Genomic DNA, 20,254 nt, shown 5'->3' with positions numbered 1-20,254 from the left:
CTCGGCAAACAGCGCGCAGAACGCGGTCTGAACAACAAGCAGTGCGTCCACGGCGGCCCTTGCCGCCAACGGGCGACGATCTGGTGCGTCACTTCAGGCGCGCCGTCGACACATGCCACGGAGAGCGACGATGAAGCGGTTTCGTTTGACCAGTGCGTCCCGTATCGTTCTAGTGATGCTATGCGTGATGTACTTCATCACCTACCTCGACCGCGTGAACGTCAGCACTGCGGCCGCGGGTTTCGGCAAGGAATTCAATCTCACGCATACGCAGGTCGGCCTCGTGTTTTCGGCCTTCGCGTATCCGTATCTGTTGTTTCAGGTGATCGGTGGCTGGGTCAGCGACCGTTTCGGCGCGAAACGGACGCTGCTGGTGTGCGGCGCGATCTGGGGGCTGGCCACCGTGTTCACGGGTCTCGCCGGCGGTCTCGCTTCGTTGCTGGCCGCGCGCCTCGTGCTCGGTTTCGGTGAGGGTGCAACGTTCCCCGCCGCGACCTCCGCGATGTCGCGCTGGGTCGCCAAGGACAAGCGCGGCTTCGCGCAAGGCATCACGCACGCGGCATCGAGAATCGGCAATGCGGTTGCACCGGCGCTGATCGTGCTCGTGATGGCGACGTGGGGCTGGCGCGAATCGTTCTATATCTGCGGCGCGCTGAGTCTGTTGTGGGTCGTCGTGTGGGCGTTCACGTTCACCGAGCATCCGAAGGACCATCCGCGCATCACGTCCGAAGAACTCGCGGTGCTGCCCGCGTCGAAGCCGAAACTCAGCGGCCTGCCATGGGGCAAGCTGTTTCGCCGCATGGCGCCGGTCACGATCGTCTACTTCTGCTACGGCTGGACGCTGTGGCTGTTTCTGAGCTGGATTCCGCTGTACTTCCTGCGCAACCATCATCTGCAACTGCAGAAGTCGGCGATCTTCGCATCGGTCGTGTTCTTCGCCGGCGTGATCGGCGACACGCTCGGCGGCATCGTGACCGATGCGATCTTCAAGCGCACCGGCAGCCTGAAGCGCGCACGCAGCTGGATGGTGTCGGTCTGCATGCTGTTCTGCCTGCTGTCGCTGATTCCGTTGATGTTCACGCACGACCTCGGCTTATCGATTGCGTGTCTCGCGTCCGGTTTCTTCTTCGCTGAAATGACGATCGGTCCGATGTGGGCGATCCCGATGGACATCGCGCCGGAATTTTCCGGCACCGCGAGCGGCATGATGAACACTGGCTCGGCGCTGGCCGCGATCATCTCGCCGGTGGTAGGCGGCTTTCTGATCGACTACTTCGGCAACTGGGATCTGCCGTTCGTCGGCAGTATGCTGTTGATGGGCATTGGCGTGGTGCTTGCGTTCCGCATGCAGCCGGAAAGCCGCTTCGAACTCGTCGCGACGGACAAGCCGCAGGTATCGACGAGCATGGGCGTATAGAAAGGCTAACGCGATGACGAACCCGACCTCGGGCTTGCTCGTCAAGCCGATCCACCTGGTGCCGTCGGCCGCGCGCGCGATGAGTCCGCTCGCGCAGCATCTGCGCAAAGCGTTGCGCGGCGATGTGCTGTTCGATATCGCAAGTCGCGGCCGCTATGCAACCGATGCGTCGATCTACCAGATCATGCCGGTCGGTGTGGTGGTGCCGCGCGATCAGGACGATCTGCGTATCGCGCTCGACATCGCGCGCAGCGAGAAGGTGCCGCTGCTCGCGCGTGGCGCCGGCACGAGTCAGTGCGGGCAGACGGTCGGCGAAGCGCTCGTGATCGATACGAGCAAGTGGCTCAACAACATCGTTGCGTTCGATGCCGACGCGCGCACGGTCACAGTCGAGCCCGGCGTCGTGCTCGATCATCTGAACGCGTGGTTGAAACCGCATGGGCTGTGGTTTCCGGTGGACGTATCGACGTCCGCGCAGTGCACGATCGGCGGGATGGCCGGCAACAATTCGTGCGGCTCGCGCTCGATCGAATACGGCAACATGGTGCACAACGTCGACGCGATCGATGCGCTTCTCGCCGACGGCAGCGAGGCGCATTTCGGCTCGTTGCGCGAGCCGCTGCAAGGTCAGGGCGAGCGTTTGCAGCAGATCATCGCGGGCGTCACGCGCATTGCACAGCGTGAACGCGATGAAATCGTCGCACGCGTGCCGAAGGTGCTGCGTCGAGTCGCGGGCTACAACATCGATCTGTTCGACTGCCAGAATCCGCGCGCCTATACCGACGACGGCAGCGCGAACCTCGCGCATCTGCTGGTCGGCTCCGAGGGCACGCTTGCGTTCAGCCGCCAGGTCACGCTGAAGCTCGCGCCTCTGCCCGCGCACAAGGCGCTCGGCGTGGTCAACTTTCCGACCTTCCGGCAGTCGATGGAACTCACGCAGCACATCGTCAAGCTGAAGCCGGTCGCGGTCGAACTGGTCGATCGCACGATGATCGATCTCGCGTTGAGCAATCCCGCGTTTCGTCCGGTGATCGGGAAGGCGCTGGTCGGCGAACCGCAGGCGATTCTGCTCGTCGAGTTCGCGGGCGAGGATCGTGATGCGCAGCTCGCGTCGCTCAAGCAACTGACCGAATTGATGGGCGAACTCGGATTGCCCGATGCGGTCGTCGAGATGCCCGACGCGAACGCGCAGAAAGCGCTGTGGGAAGTACGCAAGGCCGGGCTCAACATCATGATGAGCATGAAGGGCGACGGCAAGCCGGTGTCGTTCATCGAGGATTGTGCGGTGCCGCTCGAACATCTGGCCGACTACACGAGCCGCCTGACCGACGTGTTTCATCGACACGGCACCGAGGGCACGTGGTACGCGCACGCGAGCGTCGGCACATTGCACGTGCGGCCGATTCTCGACATGCGCCGCGATGGCGCGACGAAGATGCGCGCGATCGCCGAGGAAGCGGCCGCGCTCGTGCGTGAATACAAGGGCGCGTATTCGGGCGAACATGGCGACGGTTTGTGCCGCGGCGAATGGGTCGCGTGGCAATACGGACCCCGCCTTAACGAAGCGTTCAGCGAAATCAAGACGCTGTTCGATCCGGACAACCGCTTCAATCCCGACAAGATCGTGCGTCCGCCGAAGATGGACGACGCACGCAATTTCCGCTTCGCGCCGGGCTATCGCGAGCAGCGGATCGACACGGTGCTCGACTGGTCCGCGTGGAATGTCGCACGCGATCCGCTGAGCGGCGAAGAAAGCGCGCCCGGCAGCGGCGGCGATCTGAGTGGCGGTCTCGCGAGAGCGGTCGAGATGTGCAACAACAACGGTCACTGCCGCAAGTTCGACGCGGGCACGATGTGCCCGAGCTATCGCGTGACGAAGGACGAACAGCATCTGACGCGCGGGCGTGCGAATACGTTGCGGCTCGCGATTTCGGGGCAACTCGGCGAAGCCGGCCTCGCGAGCGACGACGTGAAGGAGACGCTCGACCTGTGCGTATCGTGCAAGGGCTGCAAGCGCGATTGCCCGACCGGCGTCGATATGGCGAAGTTCAAGATCGAGGCGCGGGCGGCGCGTGTCAAACGGCATGGCTTGAGTCTGCGCGACAGGCTCGTTGCGTTCATGCCGCGCTACGCGGGTGCGGCGAGCCGTGTGCCGGCATTGATGGCGCTAGTGGACAACGTGCCTGTGTTGTCAGCGTGGTTCAAGCGCTCGGTGGGGTTTGCCGCGCAACGGAGCTTGCCGCGCTTCAAGAAGTCGTTCCTCGCTGATGCGGTATCCGTAGCCAGGCCCACGTCTACGGATCAAACCACGCAAACTACGCAAACCACGCTGAAAGAAGTGCTGCTTTTCGTCGATACCTTCAACAACCACCTCGAACCCGACAACGCGCGCGCCGCGCAACAGGTGCTCGAAGCGGCCGGCTACACCGTGCACTTCAACGCGCGCAAGCACGAGCGGCCGGTCTGTTGCGGGCGCACGTTTCTCGCCGCCGGTCTCGTCGATGAAGCGAAGCAGGAAGCGCGGCGCATGCTCGATCTGTTCAAACCGTTCGTCGAACGCGGCGTGCCGGTGGTGGGACTCGAGCCGTCCTGTCTGCTGTCGTTGCGCGACGAGTTCCTGCAATATGGTTTCGGCGACGAAGCGCGGCGGCTGTCGCAGCACGCGTTTTTGTTCGAGGAATTCCTGGTGCGCGAGGAACAGGCTGGACGCTTGCAGCTTGCGCTGAAGCCGCTGCCGATGCAGCAGGCGCTGGTACATGGCCACTGTCATCAGAAGGCGTTCGACGCATTCACGCCGGTGCAGACCGTGCTCAAGTGGATTCCGCAACTGCAGGTATCGACGGTGGAATCGTCGTGCTGCGGGATGGCCGGCAGCTTCGGCTACGAAGCCGAGCACTACGAGACGTCGCGGGCGATGGCGGAGCTGTCGCTGCTACCCGCGGTGCGCAAGATCGACGCCGATACGGTGATGGTCGCCGACGGCACCAGTTGCCGGCATCAGATTCACGATGGCGCAGGCGTCGAGGCGATCCACGTGGCTCGCGTGCTGGCGATGGCGCTGCAATGACGGGCCGATAACCGAGCCGCCGACGCGAACAAAAACACAACCGCGCGGCTCAGATGCCAACAACCTGCCGATACGCACCCGGCGTTACGCCCATGGCTTCGCGAAAGCGATGGCTGAAGTGGCTGGCGTTCGCATAGCCGCATTGCTCGGCGATGCGCGCGAGCGGCAACGTGGTCGTGCGCAGCAGCATCCGCGCGCGATCGATCCGCTGCCTCGCGATCCACGCGGCGGGTGGCAAGCCGAACGACTCGCGAAACATCCGCGCAAGATGAAACTCCGACAGCGCCGCGACGCCGGACAGTTCGCCGAGCGTCAGCGGTTGGGCGAGATGGCTGTCGATATAGTCGCGCAAGCGGCGGCGCGTCGCGGCGGATAAGCCGCCCCTGAGCGACACGTTCGGGCGCCGCACGCCTTGCCCGCGCAACAGCAGGCTCAGCGCTTCGTGCGCGGTCTCGTTGGTGCGCAGCACGCCGTCGGGGCTCTGCCAGTCTTCGTTGACGAGCGACTGGCACAGACTCGCGATGCGCGGATCCTCGAAATAGGTGCGATCGGCGAGCGTCAGTTCGCGCGGCTCGCGATCGAGTTCCTGCACCGCGCGACGCGTGAAGTGTTCGGGCAGGAAATACAGATGCATGAAGTGCATATGACCGCGCACCCACCAGCGCGATTCGTGATCGCCGGGCAACGCGCACAGCCGCGACGGCGCGCCGTAGTGGCCCGGCATTTTCTGACGCTCGGTGCGATAGCCGCCATCGAGATAGCACGACAGCGTGTGATGGCCGGGCCGCTCGTAGACGGTCTCGGCTTCCGTCGTGTCGCGCGTCCACACGGCGATCGCGAGCCCGTCGCCGAGCCATGCGAAGCGGTCCAGATTCGCATTGGCGCTAGCGAGCGTGTGACACACCGACTGCAGGCCAAATGGAGCCTCGGCAGCGGATATCACGGGGATGGACGGACTGGCGTTCACGGCGGCGAGCGGACGTTTCCGATGGAATAGTTGAGCGGCCAGTATACGGCGGGCCTCGCGTCACGTCGCGCCGGCGCGAAAAAGTGCGCAAGCCTGGACAATCGCGCGCGACCGCGCGGTCGCATAGTGGGCTTTTCATCATTGCTGCCCGCCGTTGTGATGTGTGACCGCGGCGGTCACGGTTTCAGGGCTCGACCATGAATCTTCTGCTTTATGCGTCCACTGTGCTGATCTGGGGCACCACGTGGATCGCGATCAAATGGCAACTCGGCGCGGTGCCGCCGCCGGTTTCGATTGCGTGGCGTTTCTGGATCGCCGCGTTGCTGCTGTTCGCGCTGCTGCGCATCATGCGCCGCCCGATGTGGCCGCCGCGCGCAGCGTGGCGCTTTCTCGCCGCTCAGGGCCTCACGCTGTTCTGCCTCAATTTTCTGTGCTTCTACTACGCCGAACAGATCGTGCCGAGCGGCCTCGTCGCCGTGGTGTTTTCCACCGCGCCGCTGCTGAACTCGATCAACGGCCGGCTGTTCATGGGCCGGCCGCTGCAACCGAGCGCGATTGCGGGCGCGTTGCTCGGGCTCGTCGGCATCGTCTGTCTGTTCGTTCAGCAGATGGCCGGCCATCTCGGCGATCACACCGCGTGGCTCGGCCTCGGCATCGCGTTTCTCGGCACGATGTGTTTTTCGGCCGGCAATCTGCTGTCGAGCCGGATGCAGTCGATGGGCTTGCATCCGTTCGCGACCAATAGCTGGGCGATGCTGATCGGCGCGGGCGTCCTCACGCTCGGCAGCGTGATCGCCGGCTATTCGTTCACGGTTGAGTTCACTGCGCGCTATCTCGGCGCGCTCGCGTATCTCGCGGTGTTCGGCTCGGTGATCGGCTTTACCGCGTACCTGATGCTGGTCGGGCGCATGGGTCCGGAGCGGGCCGCTTACTGCACGGTGCTGTTCCCGATCGTCGCGCTGGCGGCATCGACGATCTTCGAGGGCTATCGCTGGTCCGCGCTTGCCGTAGTCGGCCTGCTGCTGGTGGTGGCCGGCAATCTGGTCGCCTTCGATCTGACGCGGCGGATCTTCTTGCGGCGCACGGCGACGCGATCGTAACAAGCTCGTGACGAGCGGCTTCACGATGTCGGGCGTGCCTGCTGTCCGAAACGCGCTGAGGTGAGTATTTCCGGGAGCAGAAAAAGCGACTGAATCCGTAATCAGGTGAGACTTTTCAGGAGTCGGTTTTTACCGGCTCCAATTGCGTGGCGATATCGAATATCGCTGATCTTATGCGATAAGAATTATTTGAATGGGTCCCTGTTAAATAAGATTTTTTTAGCATTTAATTCAGGACTTTCTGTGCGAGGATAAAGCGCTACGACTGATGTACGGGCGCGCGAATTCGCATCAATTCACGTGCGTGCCCAGGCGAATGTACGCGGCTCAAGCCGGCCACGCGTGCTTCGCGCCTCGCAAGGAAATACCGCCGTGAAGCTCATCTCCCGCCTTGGCATTGCCGTGGTTTTAATCCACGGCCTGATTTCGCCGAATACCTACGCGCAATCGCAACTCAATTACACGACGTCGTGGATCGGCAATAGCTTCGGTTTTGGCGACGGCAAATGGATGCAGCAGGATATCCAGGCCATTAGCGTCGGCGCCGACGGTACCGTTTATACCAATGCGCCATGGGACGAAAGCGGTAGCGAAATCGCCGCCTATCGCGCCGGCGACAAACTCGCGGTGGCCGGCTCGACGCACGGCTGGGGCGCGGCCGGTGGCGATGCCGTCGCGGTGAATCACACGTACCTGTATGCGGCGATGTCGATCGGCAACGAGAGCAATGCGCTGGTCGGCGCGGATTATCCGCCGGCCAATCTGACCTGGTACGGCATCACTCGCCGCACGCTCGCGAATCTGGCGGTCGGTGCGCCGTTCAGCGGCGGCATCGCCAATAGCGCGAACGCGACGAAGAACAGCTTCGTGCCGGTCGAAACGGTGACGACCGGCATCGACGCGAGCATTCGCGGTCTCGCTGCAACGGATAGCGAACTCTATGTGGCCGACACCTATGGCAATCGCATCGTCGTGTACGACGCGCAGTCGATGCAGCCGCTGCGCTCGTGGAGCGTGAATTCGCCGGGACGCATCGCGATCGATACCGATGCGACGCTGTGGATCATCACCGGCGTGCTGTCGGGCAACCTGAGCATCCTGCACTATGCCGCCGATGGCAGCGCGCTTGGCGGCCCGTTGCCGCTGCCGGCGGGCACGGTGCCCGCCGACCTGACGGTGACGCCCGCGGGGCAACTGCTCGTCGCCGACAACGGCCCGTCGCAGCAGATTCTGGTCTTCAACAAGGGCGCGGACGGGCAGCGGCAGGCGGGCACCGCGATCGGTACGCGCAACGGCATATTCCACGCGGTGCGCGGCGTACCGGGCGACGTGCGCTTCAACGGCATCACCGGCATCGGCGTCGATCCGGCCGGCAACCTGTACGTCGCGCAAAACGGCGAGGGACCGCGCGCGCCGGGCTCGGCATCGGTCGGCCAGGGCGCGGTGCTGGAGAGCTACGTGTATGGCTCGCGCGTGTTGAACTGGCGGCTGTACGGGCTGACGTTCGTCGATAGCGCCGCCTTCGATCCGGCCACGCCCGCGTCGGTCTACACCGGCTCGAAGCGCTTCACGCTCGACTACAGCCAGCCGGTCGGCCACGAATGGACGTATGCGGGCTTCACGCTCGACCGCTTCGATTATCCCGACGATCCCACGTTTCACCAGCCGCGCGGCGTGCGTGGCGAGCCGATGGTGCGCCGGTTCGGCGGCCAGCTTTTTCTCTATACGCTCGATCCTGGCGCGCACTACCTGAACGTCTATCGCTTCGATGCCGCGCATGGCGAGATCGCGATTCCTTCGGGTCTGTTTGCGCAGAATCCGCTGCCGGGGACATGGCCGGCCGGGCAGCCCAGCTTCGGCGAATGGCTGTGGCGCGATGGCAATGGCAATGGCGTCGTCGATGCGAGCGAGATCACCGGCAATCCTTCGACCGGCAGCACGGTCGGCAACGGCTTCTGGTGGGTCGACGAACCGGGCAACGTGTGGCTCGCCACGCCGTTGAGCGGTATCCGCGAGATGCCGTTGCAGGGCTTCGATACGGCGGGCAATCCGATCTATACCTACGCAAGCGCGAAGATGTTCGCGATGCCCGCACCGTTCACGCGACTCGCGCGGCTCGTCTATTTCGCGTCGACCGATACGATGTACCTGTCCGGTTTCACCAGCGCAATTCCGTGGGACCCGACGCACTGGAAAGAAGCGGGTCCCGTGCTCGCGCGCTACGACAACTGGAGTTCCGGCACGCCCACGCAGGCGTATGCGATTTCGCTGCCATGGAACACGCAGAGCAATCCGCAGACAACCACGGTCGGCGTCGCGGTGGCGGGCAATTACATTTTCATCGCGGAGCTGTACACCGCGAGAGTCGATGTGTACGACGCGCGCAGCGGCGCGGCGGTCGGCTATATGACGCCGGGCGCGAGCGTCGGCAACACGAGCGGCTGGGTCGACGTGTATCTCGGCATCAGCGCGGTGCAGCGCGATAACGGCGAGTACGTGGTGCTGCTCGAAGACGATGCGCGCGCAAAGATTTTGATGTATCGCTGGACGCCTTGATGTGGATCGCACCCGCGCCGAACACGAATAGACGGCAACGCACGATCGGTATATAACAACGTGACAGGTTTGTTTTACCGATGCACTTACAGGAGCGATGTTTCATCATGACGCAAGACGATTCTCCCAAGCCGCCCTCTGACGATCGTCCCGACATGGAACACCTGGATGCCGCGCTCAGTCACGTCAATCAGCAGGTGTCGTCGGGCAGCATTGCAACGGGCGCTGCCAAAGGCATTGTGTATAGCTTGATCGAAACGCTTGGCGCATTGGTTGGCGATCCGGATCTGCCGGAGCATGCGCGTTCGGGTTACGAAGGATTGCTGGAGGCGGCGCGCGAGTTGCGCGCGAAACTGGACCGCTAGCACGTGCGCGTTTCCACGCTTTAGCAGTGCGGGCAGGGTCGGTGTCGATGTTGAAAAGCGCGCATTGCGAATAAAGCGAAACCCCAAAAGTTGCACGCCAACTTTTGGGGTTTTTTCATGCTCGCTTTTTGCTCATGCGCCCAGGGCCACGGCTTCCCCGGCCGATGCCGCCAGCAACTGGTGAATCTGCGCGACGACCGCCGCGCCTTCGCCGACCGCCGCGGCCACGCGCTTGGTCGAGCCCGCGCGCGCATCGCCGATCGCATAGACGCCTTCGACGGTGGTCGCGAGATCGCAGGCCGTGGCCGAGCCATTCGCGCCGACGCCGGTCAGCACGAAGCCTTTCGGATCGAGTTCCACGCCGCAGGTGCGCAGCCAGTCGGTGTTCGGATCGGCGCCAGTGAAGAGGAACAGATGCCGCGTGTCGAAGTGATCGACGCCATCGGGCAGCGGCTTTTTCAGCGCGACCGACGCGAGCCCGTGCTCATCGGCATCGAGCCGGCCGATTTCCGAATTCGGATGCACGAACACATTTGGCAGCGAGCGGATGCGGTCGATCAGATAGCGCGACATCGTCGCTTCGAAACCGCTGCGACGGATCAGCACGTGGACCTTGGCCGCATGCGTCGCCAGATAGACGATCGCCTGACCAGCCGAATTGCCGCCGCCCACCAGAACGATTTCCTGGCGCTTGCACAGCTTCGCCTCGACGGGTGACGCCCAGTAGTAGACGCCGCGTCCGTCGAAGCGGTCGAGCCCTTCGAGCGCGGGCCGCCGGTATACGGCGCCGCTCGCGATGACGATCGTGCGCGCGCTGATATGGCCGCCGCATTTGGTTTGGAGCCGATATGGTGTTTGTCCGCAGTGCAGCGCGTCCACGTTGACCGGAATCGCGACGCGCGCGCCGAACTTCTGTGCCTGCACGAACGCGCGGCCGGCCAGTGCCTGGCCGGAGATGCCGGTCGGAAAGCCAAGGTAGTTTTCGATCCGCGAACTCGCGCCGGCCTGGCCGCCCGGCGCACGGCTGTCGAGCACGATCACCGAGAGCCCCTCGGAGGCCGCGTACACGGCAGTGGCAAGACCCGCCGGTCCCGCGCCGACGATCGCGACGTCGTACACGTAGCTGTCGTCGAGATCGGGCAGCAGGCCGAGACAGGTCGCCAGTTCCGGCATGCTCGGATGACGCAGCACCGAGCCGTCCGGGCAGATCACGAGCGGCAGATCTTCGCGTTGCGCGGCGAACTGTTCGATCAATCGCAGCGCGTCTTCGTCGCGCTCGTCGATCACCGAATGCGGATGGCCGTTGCGCGACAGGAAGCCTTGCAGCATCACGAGCCGCGCGTCGTTGCTGCTGCCGACCAGGATCGGGCCGCCGGAGCCTTTTTCGATCAACGCCACGCGCCGCAGGATCAGCGCGCGCATGATGCGCTCGCCCAGTTCCGCTTCGGCGACGAGCAGCGCGCGCAGACGCTCGGGCGGAATCAGCAGCGCCTCGACCAAACTGAGTGCAAGCCCGTTCACGAGCGCCGGCTTGCCCGACAGTTGCCCGACCTCGGCCAGAAATTGCCCCGCGCCTTGTTCGCCGATCACGATCTCGCGGCCGATACCGTCGCGCTGATAGATCTTCACGTGTCCTTCGAGCAGCACGAACATGCCGGGGCCGGGGCGGCCGGTCTCGAACATCAGTTCGCCGGACTTCCAGCGGCCGATCTCGCCGAAGCGGCGAATCCGGTCGATCTCCGCGCAGGTGAGCGCGGGGTACATCTGATGTCTACGCATCGACAGCGACGAATACGGCGCGTCGGCAACCACGCCTTGCTGCCCTTCTACCTCTTGAGTCGAAACTTCCGGAGTCGAAAGCATTGAACCGCTCCTTCGATGTTCATTGCCAGATTAAACGGGAGACGAGGCCGCGCGCTGGGGCGGCCAACGCTGCGCGCTTCGGATGGGGCGGGCGCCCAATCAAGGCGCCGGCGCGGCGCTAGACGGCTTTGGGCGCGACGTCGTCGACCGCGACTTCCGGCGGCGGCGCATCGGGCAGCGTGTCGACCGGTTTGCCCGAATCGCGCCACGCTTCCATGCCGCCGCGCAGCGGCAGCACGTCGGAGAAACCGGCCTCGTTCAGCTGCTTCGCCATCCATGCCGCGGAAATCTCGTTCGGGCAGGAACAATAGATGACGAGTTTCTGATCGTGCGAATAGGTGGAGACGATGTCGCCGAGTTGCCGTTCGTCGGCGAACTGCGCGCCTGGGATGACGAACGGATCGAGCTTGCGCTTTTCGTCCGAACGGATATCGAACACGACCGGCGGTTTGCCGGCCGTGAACAGCTTCGCGAGTTCGTCGACCTCGATGCGCGCGGACGCGAGCTTCGCGATCAACTGACGGCGCCGGATCCACCGGTACGCCGCGTACAACAGCAGCAGCGCGACGACGACGAGCGCGGCCGTACGACCGAGCCGCCCGGCGACCGCGAACAGCATGTCGATCTGCCGCGAGAACAGCGCGCCGATGATGAGCCCGGTGCCCGACCACAGCGCGGCGCCGACGCCATCGTAGGTGAGGAAGGTGCGGTAGCGCGTGCCCATCGCGCCCGCCATCGGAATCGACACGATCGACAGGCCCGGCACGAACTTCGCGATGGCCAGCACGCGCACGCCCCAGCGGCCGAAAAAGCGTTCGGTTTTCTTCACGCAGGTGTCACGCGACAGCGATAACCGGCAGATCGTCTTCAGCGTATTGCCGCCGTAGATGCGGCCGGCGAGATACCACGCGCTGTCGCCCAGCAGCGTGGCGAAGATTGCCAGCACGAGCACCGGCATCAACTGCGTGCCGACTGAGCCGGGGTGCATTGCGGCCATCGCGCCGAACAGCACGAGCGACGGCATCGCCGGCACCGGCAGGCCGAGGGCGGCGGCCAGTACGTTGACGAAGACGAGCGCTGGCCCATATTGCTCGACGAGGTCATGTAGCATCGTTTTACATCCGCGGCCCTTGCGGGCGCAGCGCGGTGAGGATCGCAAAGGGAATGCAAGGATTATGGACGTATTTTCGAGACGTGCAAACGGCTTGAAAACACTGTTGCCGCCCTCAGCGATTCGCGCGACAGGCACGGGGAAACCGCGAGCGCGGCACGTCCAGTTCGGTGAACGCCCGTTCGGCAATGAATGCGGCGGCGCGCGCTAAATGCGGTAGAAACGCCCGAATTGGCGGCGTACGCGGAAAAAAGGAGCGTCAACCGACGCGCGAGCGAAACTGGCGCGAAACAATGCCCGGCATCTGCTTCGATGCGCGGCCTGGCTCACGGGAGAGACGGAGCAGCGCGTGCGGCACTTATGCCGACGCGCTGCGGATGTCAGGAACGATGGTTGTGCTGCTCGCCGGGCAACTCGGCGCCGTGCGCGCGGATAGCGGCGATCAGCTCGGCCGGCGTGATTTCGTAGCGCACTTCGCGGTGTATGCCCGGTTTGCGCTCATCGACTTCGATCAGCAGGATGGCTTTGCCGTCTTCTGACGATTCGAGCCGCAGCGAGCGCAGTTCGCGCCCGGTTGCTTCGTCGGATTCGGTGAGCAGGGCCATTGACCCGGAGGACCCGGTAATGCGCATCGAGGTTGTCCTTCTTCCGTTGTTGATCGAACCATTGTACGGGCAGCAAGGCGCGCCGTCTGCCGCGCCGTGATGCCATGCTGCGTTTGATTCCATGCCGCCGCGCTTTGCTCCACCGTGGTGCGGTGGCTATCGCCGGCTCCGCAGCGCGACGATCAGTTTAACGCGACTCCCTGCGACCACGAATGCATTTTTCGTGCCCCTCGCGGGCCGCCCCCCGTTTCCGGTTGTCACGCCGGTGACGCACGGGCGAGGTAAGAAACATGGGCTTCTGCGGCCCATCATGGTTCGCCGTCATCCGGTGGATCCGCGTGTGCCGTTGCAGGTCGGCTCCCGAACTTCCTCACCAGACTGGATCGCCACAATCACCGTACGCACGCAAAAAATGGCCCGTCCGGATCGGGACGGGCCGTTAAACGCCGTTGTTACTCGGGTCAGCCTGCCCTTGCAACGTTGGGCGCTGACGGTTTCCATCGTCTTGCTTCGATCGCGCGTTGTCGAGGTGGGAGTAATGCCGATCTGTCAGAACAAAGCGCTTCGGCCGCCTGCGCATGGCGTCAGGCGGGGCTCACGCGGATGCGGTCAGCTGAAACCGCGTGGCGCGCGCGCCACGCTTATACCAGGCCCGTCGCGTAATACACGGCGATCACGAAAAACACCGCCATCGTCTTGATCACCGTGACCGCGAAGATGTCGCGATACGACTGCCGATGCGTGAGCCCCGTCACCGCCAGCAACGTGATGACCGCGCCGTTGTGCGGCAGCGTATCCATGCCGCCGCTTGCCATCGCGACCACGCGATGCAGCACTTCCAGCGGAATATGCGCGGCTTCCGCGGCCTTGATGAACAGATCCGACATCGCCGCAAGCGCGATGCTCATGCCGCCCGACGCCGAACCGGTAATACCTGCAAGCGTGCTGACCGACACGGCGGCGTTGACGAGCGGATTCGGAATGCTTTTCAGCGCATTGCCGACCACCAGAAAGCCCGGCAGCGCCGCGATCACGCCGCCAAAGCCATATTCCGACGCGGTGTTCAGCGACGCCAGCAGCGCGCCCGCCACCGCCGCCTTGGTGCCCACCGCGAAGCGCTGGCTGACACGGCCGAACGCGGTCACGATCACCATGACGATGCCGAGCAGCAGTGCGCCTTGCACCGCCCAGATCGCGACCACCGCCTTGACGGTCGTTTCGACCGGCGCATGCAGGCCCGGCAGGATATCCGGCGTGATCGTGTAGGTCGGGCCGTACCAGGTGGGAATCCATTGCGTCAGCAGGAAGTTCGCGACGCCAACGACGATGAGCGGCGCAACCGCCAGCAGCGGATGCGGCAACTGCTTCGCTTCGACGCGTTCCGGCTCGTTGACGAGATCGGTGCCGTAGCCCTCGCCGGTTGCCATTGCGGCGCGGCGGCGCCATTCCAGATACGTGAGGCCGACCACGATGATGAACAGCGAGCCGATCACACCGAGTGTCGGTGCGGCCCACGAGGTCGTCTTGAAGAACGTGGTCGGAATGATGTTCTGGATCTGCGGCGTGCCCGGCAGCGAATCCATCGTGAATGAGAAGGCGCCGAGCGCGATCGCGCCGGGCATCAGCCGCTTCGGAATATTGCTCTGCCGATACAGTTCGGCCGCGAACGGGTAGACCGCGAACACGACGACGAACAGCGACACGCCGCCGTAGGTGAGCAGCGCGCACACGGCAACGATCACCGCATTCGCGCGCGAGCGGCCGATATAGCGGATCGCCGCGGCCACGATCGATTCCGAAAAGCCCGACAGTTCGATGACCTTGCCGAATACCGCGCCGAGCAGGAACACCGGGAAATAGAGTTTGACGAAGCCGACCATCTTGTCCATGAAGATGCTGGTGAAAACCGGCGCGACGGCGGCGGGTTCGGTCAGCAGGACGGCGGCGAGCGCCGCGATCGGCGCGAACAGGATGACGCTGTAGCCGCGATACGCGGCGAACATCAGAAACGCCAGCGCGGCGAGGACGATGACAAAGGACATTGAGTCTCCAGAGCTTGGTTGTTCGCTACATGTACGCGGTCCCGACGATGCGATGACGGCGCGCGGCGCGCACGGAACGCAGGTTCCATGCCATACCGGCGATGTCGGTCACGAAGCCCGCCGGGCAAGCCCGCAACGCGCATCGGCGCCGAAAGACGACTCGGCCGATTGTACTCAAACGTCTCCAGATCGGGATTTTATTCGGCCGAAGGTAGGCCGAAGCCGCTAACTCATTGATGGATAAAGCTTGTGGCTTGTCTCCATTTGGAGATAATTGCGTCCATAAAGAGAGACTAACCCAATCAAAACCATACCCCGGAGACAGCGACAGCATGATGACCGACTGGGCGGGCCTGCCCGCCGCCTATGGCGACGTACTGCGACGTGCGATGGATTCACTGTTTCGCACCTTTGAGAATTTCAGCGAAGGCACCTTCATCGTCGATGCCGACGCGCGCGTCGTCTGGATCAACAAGCGCTATGCGGCGCGCTTTGGATTCCCGGATCCGCAGCAGGCGATCGGCCGCGACTGCGAAGCGGTGATCCCGAACAGCCTGATGCGCGAGGTCGTGAACACCGGCAAGCCGATCCTGCTCGACATCATGGAAACGGATCGCGAACCGCTCGTCGTCACGCGCCTGCCGTTGAAGGATGACGCGGGCGCAACCGTCGGCGCGGTCGGCTTTGCGCTGTTCGACGAACTGAAGGCGCTCACGCCGCTGTTTTCCCACTACTCGCGGCTCCAGCAGGAACTGATCGCCACGCGCCAGTCGCTCGCACAGGCGCGGCGCGCCCGCTATACGTTCGGCAGCTTTGTCGGCACCAGCGCGGCCAGCCTCGAAGTGAAGCGCCAGGCGCGCCGCGCGGCACAACTCGAGTCGCCGGTGCTGCTGCTCGGCGAAACCGGCACCGGCAAGGAACTGCTTGCGCATGCGATCCACGGCGGCTCGGCGCGCGCGAACCGGCCGCTCGTGACCGTCAACGTCGCGGCGATTCCGGACACCCTGCTCGAAGTCGAATTCTTCGGCGCCGCGCCCGGCGCCTATACCGGCGCCGATCGCAAAGGCCGGATCGGCAAGTTCGAACTGGCGAACGGCGGCACGCTGTTTCTCGACGAAATCGGCGATATGCCGCTGCCGTTGCAGGGCAAACTGTTGCGCGTGCTGCAGGACAAGGAGTTCGAACCGCTGGGCTCGAACCGGATCGTGCGCGCGGACGTGCGGATCATCGCCGCGACCTCGGCCGATTTGCCTGAGCTTGTCGCGACCGGCCGCTTTCGCGCGGACCTGTTCTATCGGCTCAATGTGCTGACGATTCATGCGCCGGCACTGCGCGAACGTTCGTCCGATATCGAGGCACTCGCATACGCGATGCTCGAAGATCTCGCGACGCAGGCACACGGTAGCCATTTCGAGTTGCAAGACGATGCGTTGAGGCTGCTGTGCCGATACGGCTGGCCGGGCAACGTGCGTGAGTTGCGCAACACGCTGGAGCGGGCCGTGATGCTATCCGACAGCGAGCGGATCGACGCCCGGGCGCTCGCGCCGTTCATCGGCTCGGGCCAGGGTGCCGGCGGGATGCGCGGAACAGCTGGCGGCGCGCCGATGCTGGAGCAGGCAGAGCCATCCGCGCCTGCGTCCGGCGCGGTTACCACGGACGCCACCGCCGGGCCTGGTTCATGGAGCGACGCGATGGCTGCGTTCGAAAGGCGCTTCCTGAGCGACGCGTTGCGCGCGAACGGCGGGCGCGTGATCGACACCGCGAAACAGATCGGTATGGGACGGGCGACGCTCTACAAGAAAATCGCCGCGCACGGTATCGCGGTCTGAAACGGAGCGTCGAGCCAGCCGGCAAGTGGCGTAGGCCCGGCGCTTCGCCCCGAGTGACGCAGTGCAATTGCCGCGTGGCACAATCGCGAGATCGAACAACAAGACGTGATCGGGGCTTCCAATGAAACGCAGTCTTTCCTTCTTCGCGCGCCGCTCGGGTTTCATGCTGGCTGCGGGCACGGTCGCGGTGCTCAGCGGTTGCAGCAGCAGCCCGCCGTTGTTTCTGCCGGATGGGCGCGCGACCACGCTGGTGCAATGCCCGGCCGGCTCCGACTCGTGCTCGCAGCAAGCCGCCGCCGGCTGCAACGGCGCTTACGACGTCGTGCGGCAGACGACTGAAAACGGCACGCTCAACCTGATCTATGCGTGCCGCGCGGCCGCGAAGTAAGCGCTTAGCCTCCGCGCTCGGCGGGGCCTAAGCGGGGCCGATGAAATAAACGGCATTTTTCTCCTTTTTCTCCGCGAATCGCTGGCGCGGGCTTTGATTCTTTCCGCATCGCCCGCCGTTTGCCGAAACCAGAAAATCCGTCCGATTCGCACGCTCGTGTCATTGCGACAAGCACATAGCCGTCATAAAACTCTGTGCCTAATAGACGGGCGATAACCCGTTACCATGCATATGAGTTTAGAGACGGCGTTTTGAAGGCTTTGAGTCGCACGTTCGTAATTATTTGTCGTCGTGCTCATGGTTCGATAATCGCTAACCGTTTTCGATGTCGAACCGGGTCAGTGCGGAAGCTAACGGAACGCCAAGTTTGGTCGCAGTAGTCTTTTTAAACCGTTGGCGATTTAGCCCCGGCAGGCAGGTTTTGCCGGTTATTTCTGATGCAGCAGATATTCAGGAAGGTTTTTCCGCCCCCGGTGTGCGTGACGCTGGCTTTTGCCAGCGGCCGCGCCTGCACGCTTTCGATTTTTGCTTCGACATTAATCAATAGAATCCGGGGAAAGCAATGAATCATCAGCAGCTGGAAAAAGATATTCAACATCTGGAGCAGGTTATTTCGCACATTTCAGCGGGAGACCGTATTCCACTGTCTTATTGGCGCAGCCGCATCGAACTGGTTTCGGGCGCGGTTATCGTGCCGGCGCAGGCGACTCGTGTCCGACGGCTGAATGCCGCGCTTTGCGAGTTGGAGAAAGGGCGCAAAGCCTGAATCTTGAAACCGAATGTCAGCAATATAGGAAGTACCTCGTGTACGCTTCGAGCGGATGGGTTTCGTCGCGGGTATCCGTATTCGATCCTCGGGCGACGCGAATGCCGAAGCGGCTTAAGCGGTCGAAGCGGCGCGCGAATTTTCCTTTTGCTGACACAGGACGAACATGCAGATAGCGGGACTTGCCGCGAGCCGGCTGGCAGCGTTGACCAATGCGATGCAGGGCTACGTGGCGCGCGGCGAAGTGGCGGGAGTGGTGTCGCTCGTGTGGCGGCGCGGCGAAATCGGCTACTTCGAGCCGCTCGGTCTGCGCGACGACGCCGGGCAATCGCCGATGGAACGCGACACGCTGTTCCGTATCGCGTCGATGACGAAGCCGGTGACGAGCGCCGCGATCATGATGCTGATCGAGGAAGATCGTCTCGCGCTCGACACGCCGATCTCGCTATGGCTGCCCGAACTCGCGTCGCCGCGCGTGCTGCGCGATCCGGCCGGCCCGCTCGACGATACCGATCCAGTGCGCGCGCCGATCACGGTGCTCGATCTACTTACCCATCGCGCGGGCTTCGCGTATTCGTTCACGGCGACCGGGCCGCTCGCCGACGCCTACGCGGCGGCGTTCAACGGCCTCGACGCGCATGGCGGCAGCAGCGCGTGGCTCGCGCGCATCGCGGCGTTGCCGCTGATGTTCGAACCCGGCTCGCGTTGGCACTATAGCGTTGCTACCGATGTGCTCGGCGTGCTGATCGAACGCGTGAGCGGCATGCCGCTCGGCGATTTTTTCCGCACGCGCATTTTCGAACCGCTCGGCATGCGCGATACCGCGTTCTGGGTGCCGGATGCGCAATTGCGGCGCCTGGCCACCGCGTACAACATCGACCCCGGCACGTGGAGGCGCGTGGTCGAGGATCATCCGGACGCGAGCCGCTGGGCAAATCCGCAACGGTTCCAGAGCGGCGGCGGCGGGCTCGTATCGACTGCCTGGGACTATCTGCAATTCGCGCAACTGCTGCTCGGCCGTGGACGTGTCGGCGAAACGCGGCTGCTGTCGCATCGCTCGGTCGATCTGATGCGCAGCAATTTCCTGACGCACGATCAGCGCCGCGTTCCGGCTTTCGGACGAATGATCTGGGCCGGGCAGGGTTTCGGCCTCGGCCTGTCGATCGTCGATGATCCCGCGCGGCAGCTGCCGCAAGGCTACCGTTCGCGCGGCGCGTTCGGCTGGCCGGGCGCGTACGGCACGAGCTGGTTTGCCGATCCCGTCGAGGATCTGATCGGCCTGATGCTGATCCAGCGCCGCTCGATCGACCCCTTTCCGATGGCCATCGACTTCGAACGCCGCGTCTACGACGCGATCGACGACTGAGCGCGCTGTTCGCATAAGCGTCGTATCTATTGCGTGTTGAGCGCGGTCTGCACGATAACCATGATGTGCATATGGCTGTGCGACTTACTATGCTGTGAATTATTCGTCTGGTACTGTCCGCACAACGCAGTTCGTGACAGTTCATCCAATCGATGGGGGAGCACAGGCATGGCCTCTTACAAGCAATTGACCGCGCAACTCGAAAAACTTCATAAGGAAGTCGCAGCGGCCCGCGAGAAGGAAATCGCACAGGCCATCGCCGACATCAAACAGAAAATCGACGAATACGACCTGACCGCCGAAGAGCTCGGTTTCACGAGCAGCCCGCGCAAGCCGAAGCACAAGACGGCGTCGGCATCGGTTGCCAAGTACCGCAATCCGAAGACCGGCGAAACGTGGAGCGGCCGCGGACGCTCGCCTGCGTGGCTCGCTGGTAAGAATCGTGAGCGTTTTCTGATCGACGGTTGATGCGCGCGGGGCTGGTTTGAACGGCTGATTGCCGGGCCAACACGGGCCGGCGCCGCTGCCGACAAGGTGCGGCCAAGGTTTGATTGGGCTCTCAATAGCAGCAGCCGGGATTCGTTGCACGGGTCGCAAACTTGCGTCGTGCTCGCTCGCTGGATCTATCGCCACGCGGCGATATGGTTTGAAGTGATGCGGGATCTGGTTGGTTTCGCACCGTTGTGCAGGTCCCGAAAACTCTCACCTTTAAGCCGCGCCCGCCACGCGCTCGGCTTGCGAGTAGCAGGTTGCGCTGCGTGTCCCGAGTTCGTGCGCTTGCTTCGGTAAGCCAGGTTTTTGGCGCGTGACGT

At 63.7% G+C, this 20,254-nt stretch carries 16 protein-coding genes; 10 read left to right on the top strand and 6 right to left on the bottom strand.

Annotated elements, in window-relative coordinates; all coding sequences use genetic code 11:
• Positions 1-130 precede the first annotated feature (130 nt).
• Both L0U82_RS32490 and L0U82_RS32485 read left to right on the top strand, forming a co-directional pair.
• Complete coding sequence (locus L0U82_RS32490) at positions 131-1,417, top strand: MFS transporter (RefSeq protein WP_233837362.1); 1,287 nt, start codon at positions 131-133, stop codon at positions 1,415-1,417.
• A gap of 13 nt (positions 1,418-1,430) precedes the next feature.
• On the top strand, positions 1,431-4,484 hold the full coding sequence (locus L0U82_RS32485) for an FAD-binding and (Fe-S)-binding domain-containing protein (RefSeq protein WP_233837361.1): 3,054 nt from the start codon (positions 1,431-1,433) through the stop codon (positions 4,482-4,484).
• Positions 4,485-4,533: 49 nt separating this feature from the next.
• On the opposite strand, the gene L0U82_RS32480 is transcribed toward L0U82_RS32485, so the two are convergent.
• Positions 4,534-5,451 (bottom strand): AraC family transcriptional regulator, encoded by a 918-nt coding sequence (locus L0U82_RS32480; protein WP_326489769.1) that lies wholly within the window; start codon positions 5,449-5,451, stop codon positions 4,534-4,536.
• Positions 5,452-5,648: 197 nt separating this feature from the next.
• Here L0U82_RS32480 and L0U82_RS32475 point away from each other — a divergent pair, with 197 nt between their 5' ends.
• The 3 genes from L0U82_RS32475 to L0U82_RS32465 all read left to right on the top strand — a co-directional run bounded on the left by L0U82_RS32475 (position 5,649) and on the right by L0U82_RS32465 (position 9,472).
• The gene (locus L0U82_RS32475) at positions 5,649-6,551 is read left to right on the top strand and encodes a DMT family transporter (RefSeq protein WP_233837360.1); all 903 of its coding nucleotides are present in this window, start codon (positions 5,649-5,651) and stop codon (positions 6,549-6,551) included.
• A 372-nt stretch (positions 6,552-6,923) separates the two neighbouring features.
• Positions 6,924-9,107, top strand: a complete 2,184-nt coding sequence (locus L0U82_RS32470; protein WP_233837359.1) for a hypothetical protein — start codon at positions 6,924-6,926, stop codon at positions 9,105-9,107.
• Between the two features lie 107 nt (positions 9,108-9,214).
• Complete coding sequence (locus L0U82_RS32465; protein WP_233837358.1) at positions 9,215-9,472, top strand: hypothetical protein; 258 nt, start codon at positions 9,215-9,217, stop codon at positions 9,470-9,472.
• Between the two features lie 132 nt (positions 9,473-9,604).
• Here L0U82_RS32465 and L0U82_RS32460 read toward each other — a convergent pair whose 3' ends face one another.
• The 4 genes from L0U82_RS32460 to L0U82_RS32445 all read right to left on the bottom strand — a co-directional run bounded on the left by L0U82_RS32460 (position 9,605) and on the right by L0U82_RS32445 (position 15,093).
• A complete protein-coding gene (locus L0U82_RS32460) occupies positions 9,605-11,335 on the bottom strand; it encodes an FAD-dependent oxidoreductase (RefSeq protein ID WP_233837357.1) in 1,731 nt (576 codons plus the stop codon).
• A 118-nt stretch (positions 11,336-11,453) separates the two neighbouring features.
• On the bottom strand, positions 11,454-12,446 hold the full coding sequence (locus tag L0U82_RS32455; RefSeq protein ID WP_233837356.1) for a DedA family protein/thiosulfate sulfurtransferase GlpE: 993 nt from the start codon (positions 12,444-12,446) through the stop codon (positions 11,454-11,456).
• Between the two features lie 380 nt (positions 12,447-12,826).
• Complete coding sequence (locus L0U82_RS32450; RefSeq protein WP_233837355.1) at positions 12,827-13,078, bottom strand: hypothetical protein; 252 nt, start codon at positions 13,076-13,078, stop codon at positions 12,827-12,829.
• A 614-nt stretch (positions 13,079-13,692) separates the two neighbouring features.
• Positions 13,693-15,093 carry a GntP family permease gene (locus tag L0U82_RS32445; RefSeq protein ID WP_233837354.1) on the bottom strand — a complete coding sequence of 467 codons (1,401 nt, stop codon included), beginning with the start codon at positions 15,091-15,093 and terminating at the stop codon, positions 13,693-13,695.
• A gap of 332 nt (positions 15,094-15,425) precedes the next feature.
• Here L0U82_RS32445 and L0U82_RS32440 point away from each other — a divergent pair, with 332 nt between their 5' ends.
• Together L0U82_RS32440 and L0U82_RS32435 are read left to right on the top strand one after the other, a co-directional pair.
• Positions 15,426-16,922, top strand: coding sequence for a sigma-54 interaction domain-containing protein (locus L0U82_RS32440; protein WP_233837353.1), 1,497 nt, complete (start codon positions 15,426-15,428; stop codon positions 16,920-16,922).
• A gap of 121 nt (positions 16,923-17,043) precedes the next feature.
• Positions 17,044-17,310, top strand: a complete 267-nt coding sequence (locus L0U82_RS32435; protein ID WP_233837352.1) for a hypothetical protein — start codon at positions 17,044-17,046, stop codon at positions 17,308-17,310.
• A gap of 385 nt (positions 17,311-17,695) precedes the next feature.
• Here L0U82_RS32435 and L0U82_RS32430 read toward each other — a convergent pair whose 3' ends face one another.
• On the bottom strand, positions 17,696-17,854 hold the full coding sequence (locus tag L0U82_RS32430; protein WP_233837351.1) for a hypothetical protein: 159 nt from the start codon (positions 17,852-17,854) through the stop codon (positions 17,696-17,698).
• Between the two features lie 18 nt (positions 17,855-17,872).
• On the opposite strand from L0U82_RS32430, the gene L0U82_RS32425 reads away from it, so the two are divergent.
• The 3 genes from L0U82_RS32425 (at position 17,873) to L0U82_RS32415 (ending at position 19,910) form a co-directional block, all read left to right on the top strand.
• Positions 17,873-18,076 carry a hypothetical protein gene (locus L0U82_RS32425; protein ID WP_233837350.1) on the top strand — a complete coding sequence of 68 codons (204 nt, stop codon included), beginning with the start codon at positions 17,873-17,875 and terminating at the stop codon, positions 18,074-18,076.
• A gap of 166 nt (positions 18,077-18,242) precedes the next feature.
• Complete coding sequence (locus L0U82_RS32420) at positions 18,243-19,442, top strand: serine hydrolase domain-containing protein (protein WP_233837349.1); 1,200 nt, start codon at positions 18,243-18,245, stop codon at positions 19,440-19,442.
• A gap of 168 nt (positions 19,443-19,610) precedes the next feature.
• A complete protein-coding gene (locus tag L0U82_RS32415; RefSeq protein WP_233837348.1) occupies positions 19,611-19,910 on the top strand; it encodes an H-NS histone family protein in 300 nt (99 codons plus the stop codon).
• Positions 19,911-20,254: the final 344 nt, after the last annotated feature.

The organism is Paraburkholderia sp. ZP32-5 (genome assembly GCF_021390495.1).
Classification (GTDB): Bacteria; Pseudomonadota; Gammaproteobacteria; order Burkholderiales; family Burkholderiaceae; genus Paraburkholderia.
The sequence above is the reverse complement of the archived record's forward strand: the minus strand, read 5'-3'. Positions and strand labels throughout refer to the sequence as shown.

What these genes read in the sequence shown, in the direction of transcription:
- L0U82_RS32445 (WP_233837354.1), bottom strand. Translation starts at nt 15,093, where the DNA reads ATGTCCTTTGTCATCGTCCTCGCCGCGCTGGCGTTTCTGATGTTCGCC.
- L0U82_RS32440 (WP_233837353.1), top strand. Translation starts at nt 15,426, where the DNA reads ATGATGACCGACTGGGCGGGCCTGCCCGCCGCCTATGGCGACGTACTG.
- L0U82_RS32420 (WP_233837349.1), top strand. Translation starts at nt 18,243, where the DNA reads ATGCAGATAGCGGGACTTGCCGCGAGCCGGCTGGCAGCGTTGACCAAT.
- L0U82_RS32485 (WP_233837361.1), top strand. Translation starts at nt 1,431, where the DNA reads ATGACGAACCCGACCTCGGGCTTGCTCGTCAAGCCGATCCACCTGGTG.
- L0U82_RS32425 (WP_233837350.1), top strand. Translation starts at nt 17,873, where the DNA reads ATGAATCATCAGCAGCTGGAAAAAGATATTCAACATCTGGAGCAGGTT.
- L0U82_RS32475 (WP_233837360.1), top strand. Translation starts at nt 5,649, where the DNA reads ATGAATCTTCTGCTTTATGCGTCCACTGTGCTGATCTGGGGCACCACG.
- L0U82_RS32455 (WP_233837356.1), bottom strand. Translation starts at nt 12,446, where the DNA reads ATGCTACATGACCTCGTCGAGCAATATGGGCCAGCGCTCGTCTTCGTC.
- L0U82_RS32490 (WP_233837362.1), top strand. Translation starts at nt 131, where the DNA reads ATGAAGCGGTTTCGTTTGACCAGTGCGTCCCGTATCGTTCTAGTGATG.
- L0U82_RS32465 (WP_233837358.1), top strand. Translation starts at nt 9,215, where the DNA reads ATGACGCAAGACGATTCTCCCAAGCCGCCCTCTGACGATCGTCCCGAC.
- L0U82_RS32450 (WP_233837355.1), bottom strand. Translation starts at nt 13,078, where the DNA reads ATGCGCATTACCGGGTCCTCCGGGTCAATGGCCCTGCTCACCGAATCC.
- L0U82_RS32460 (WP_233837357.1), bottom strand. Translation starts at nt 11,335, where the DNA reads ATGCTTTCGACTCCGGAAGTTTCGACTCAAGAGGTAGAAGGGCAGCAA.
- L0U82_RS32415 (WP_233837348.1), top strand. Translation starts at nt 19,611, where the DNA reads ATGGCCTCTTACAAGCAATTGACCGCGCAACTCGAAAAACTTCATAAG.
- L0U82_RS32435 (WP_233837352.1), top strand. Translation starts at nt 17,044, where the DNA reads ATGAAACGCAGTCTTTCCTTCTTCGCGCGCCGCTCGGGTTTCATGCTG.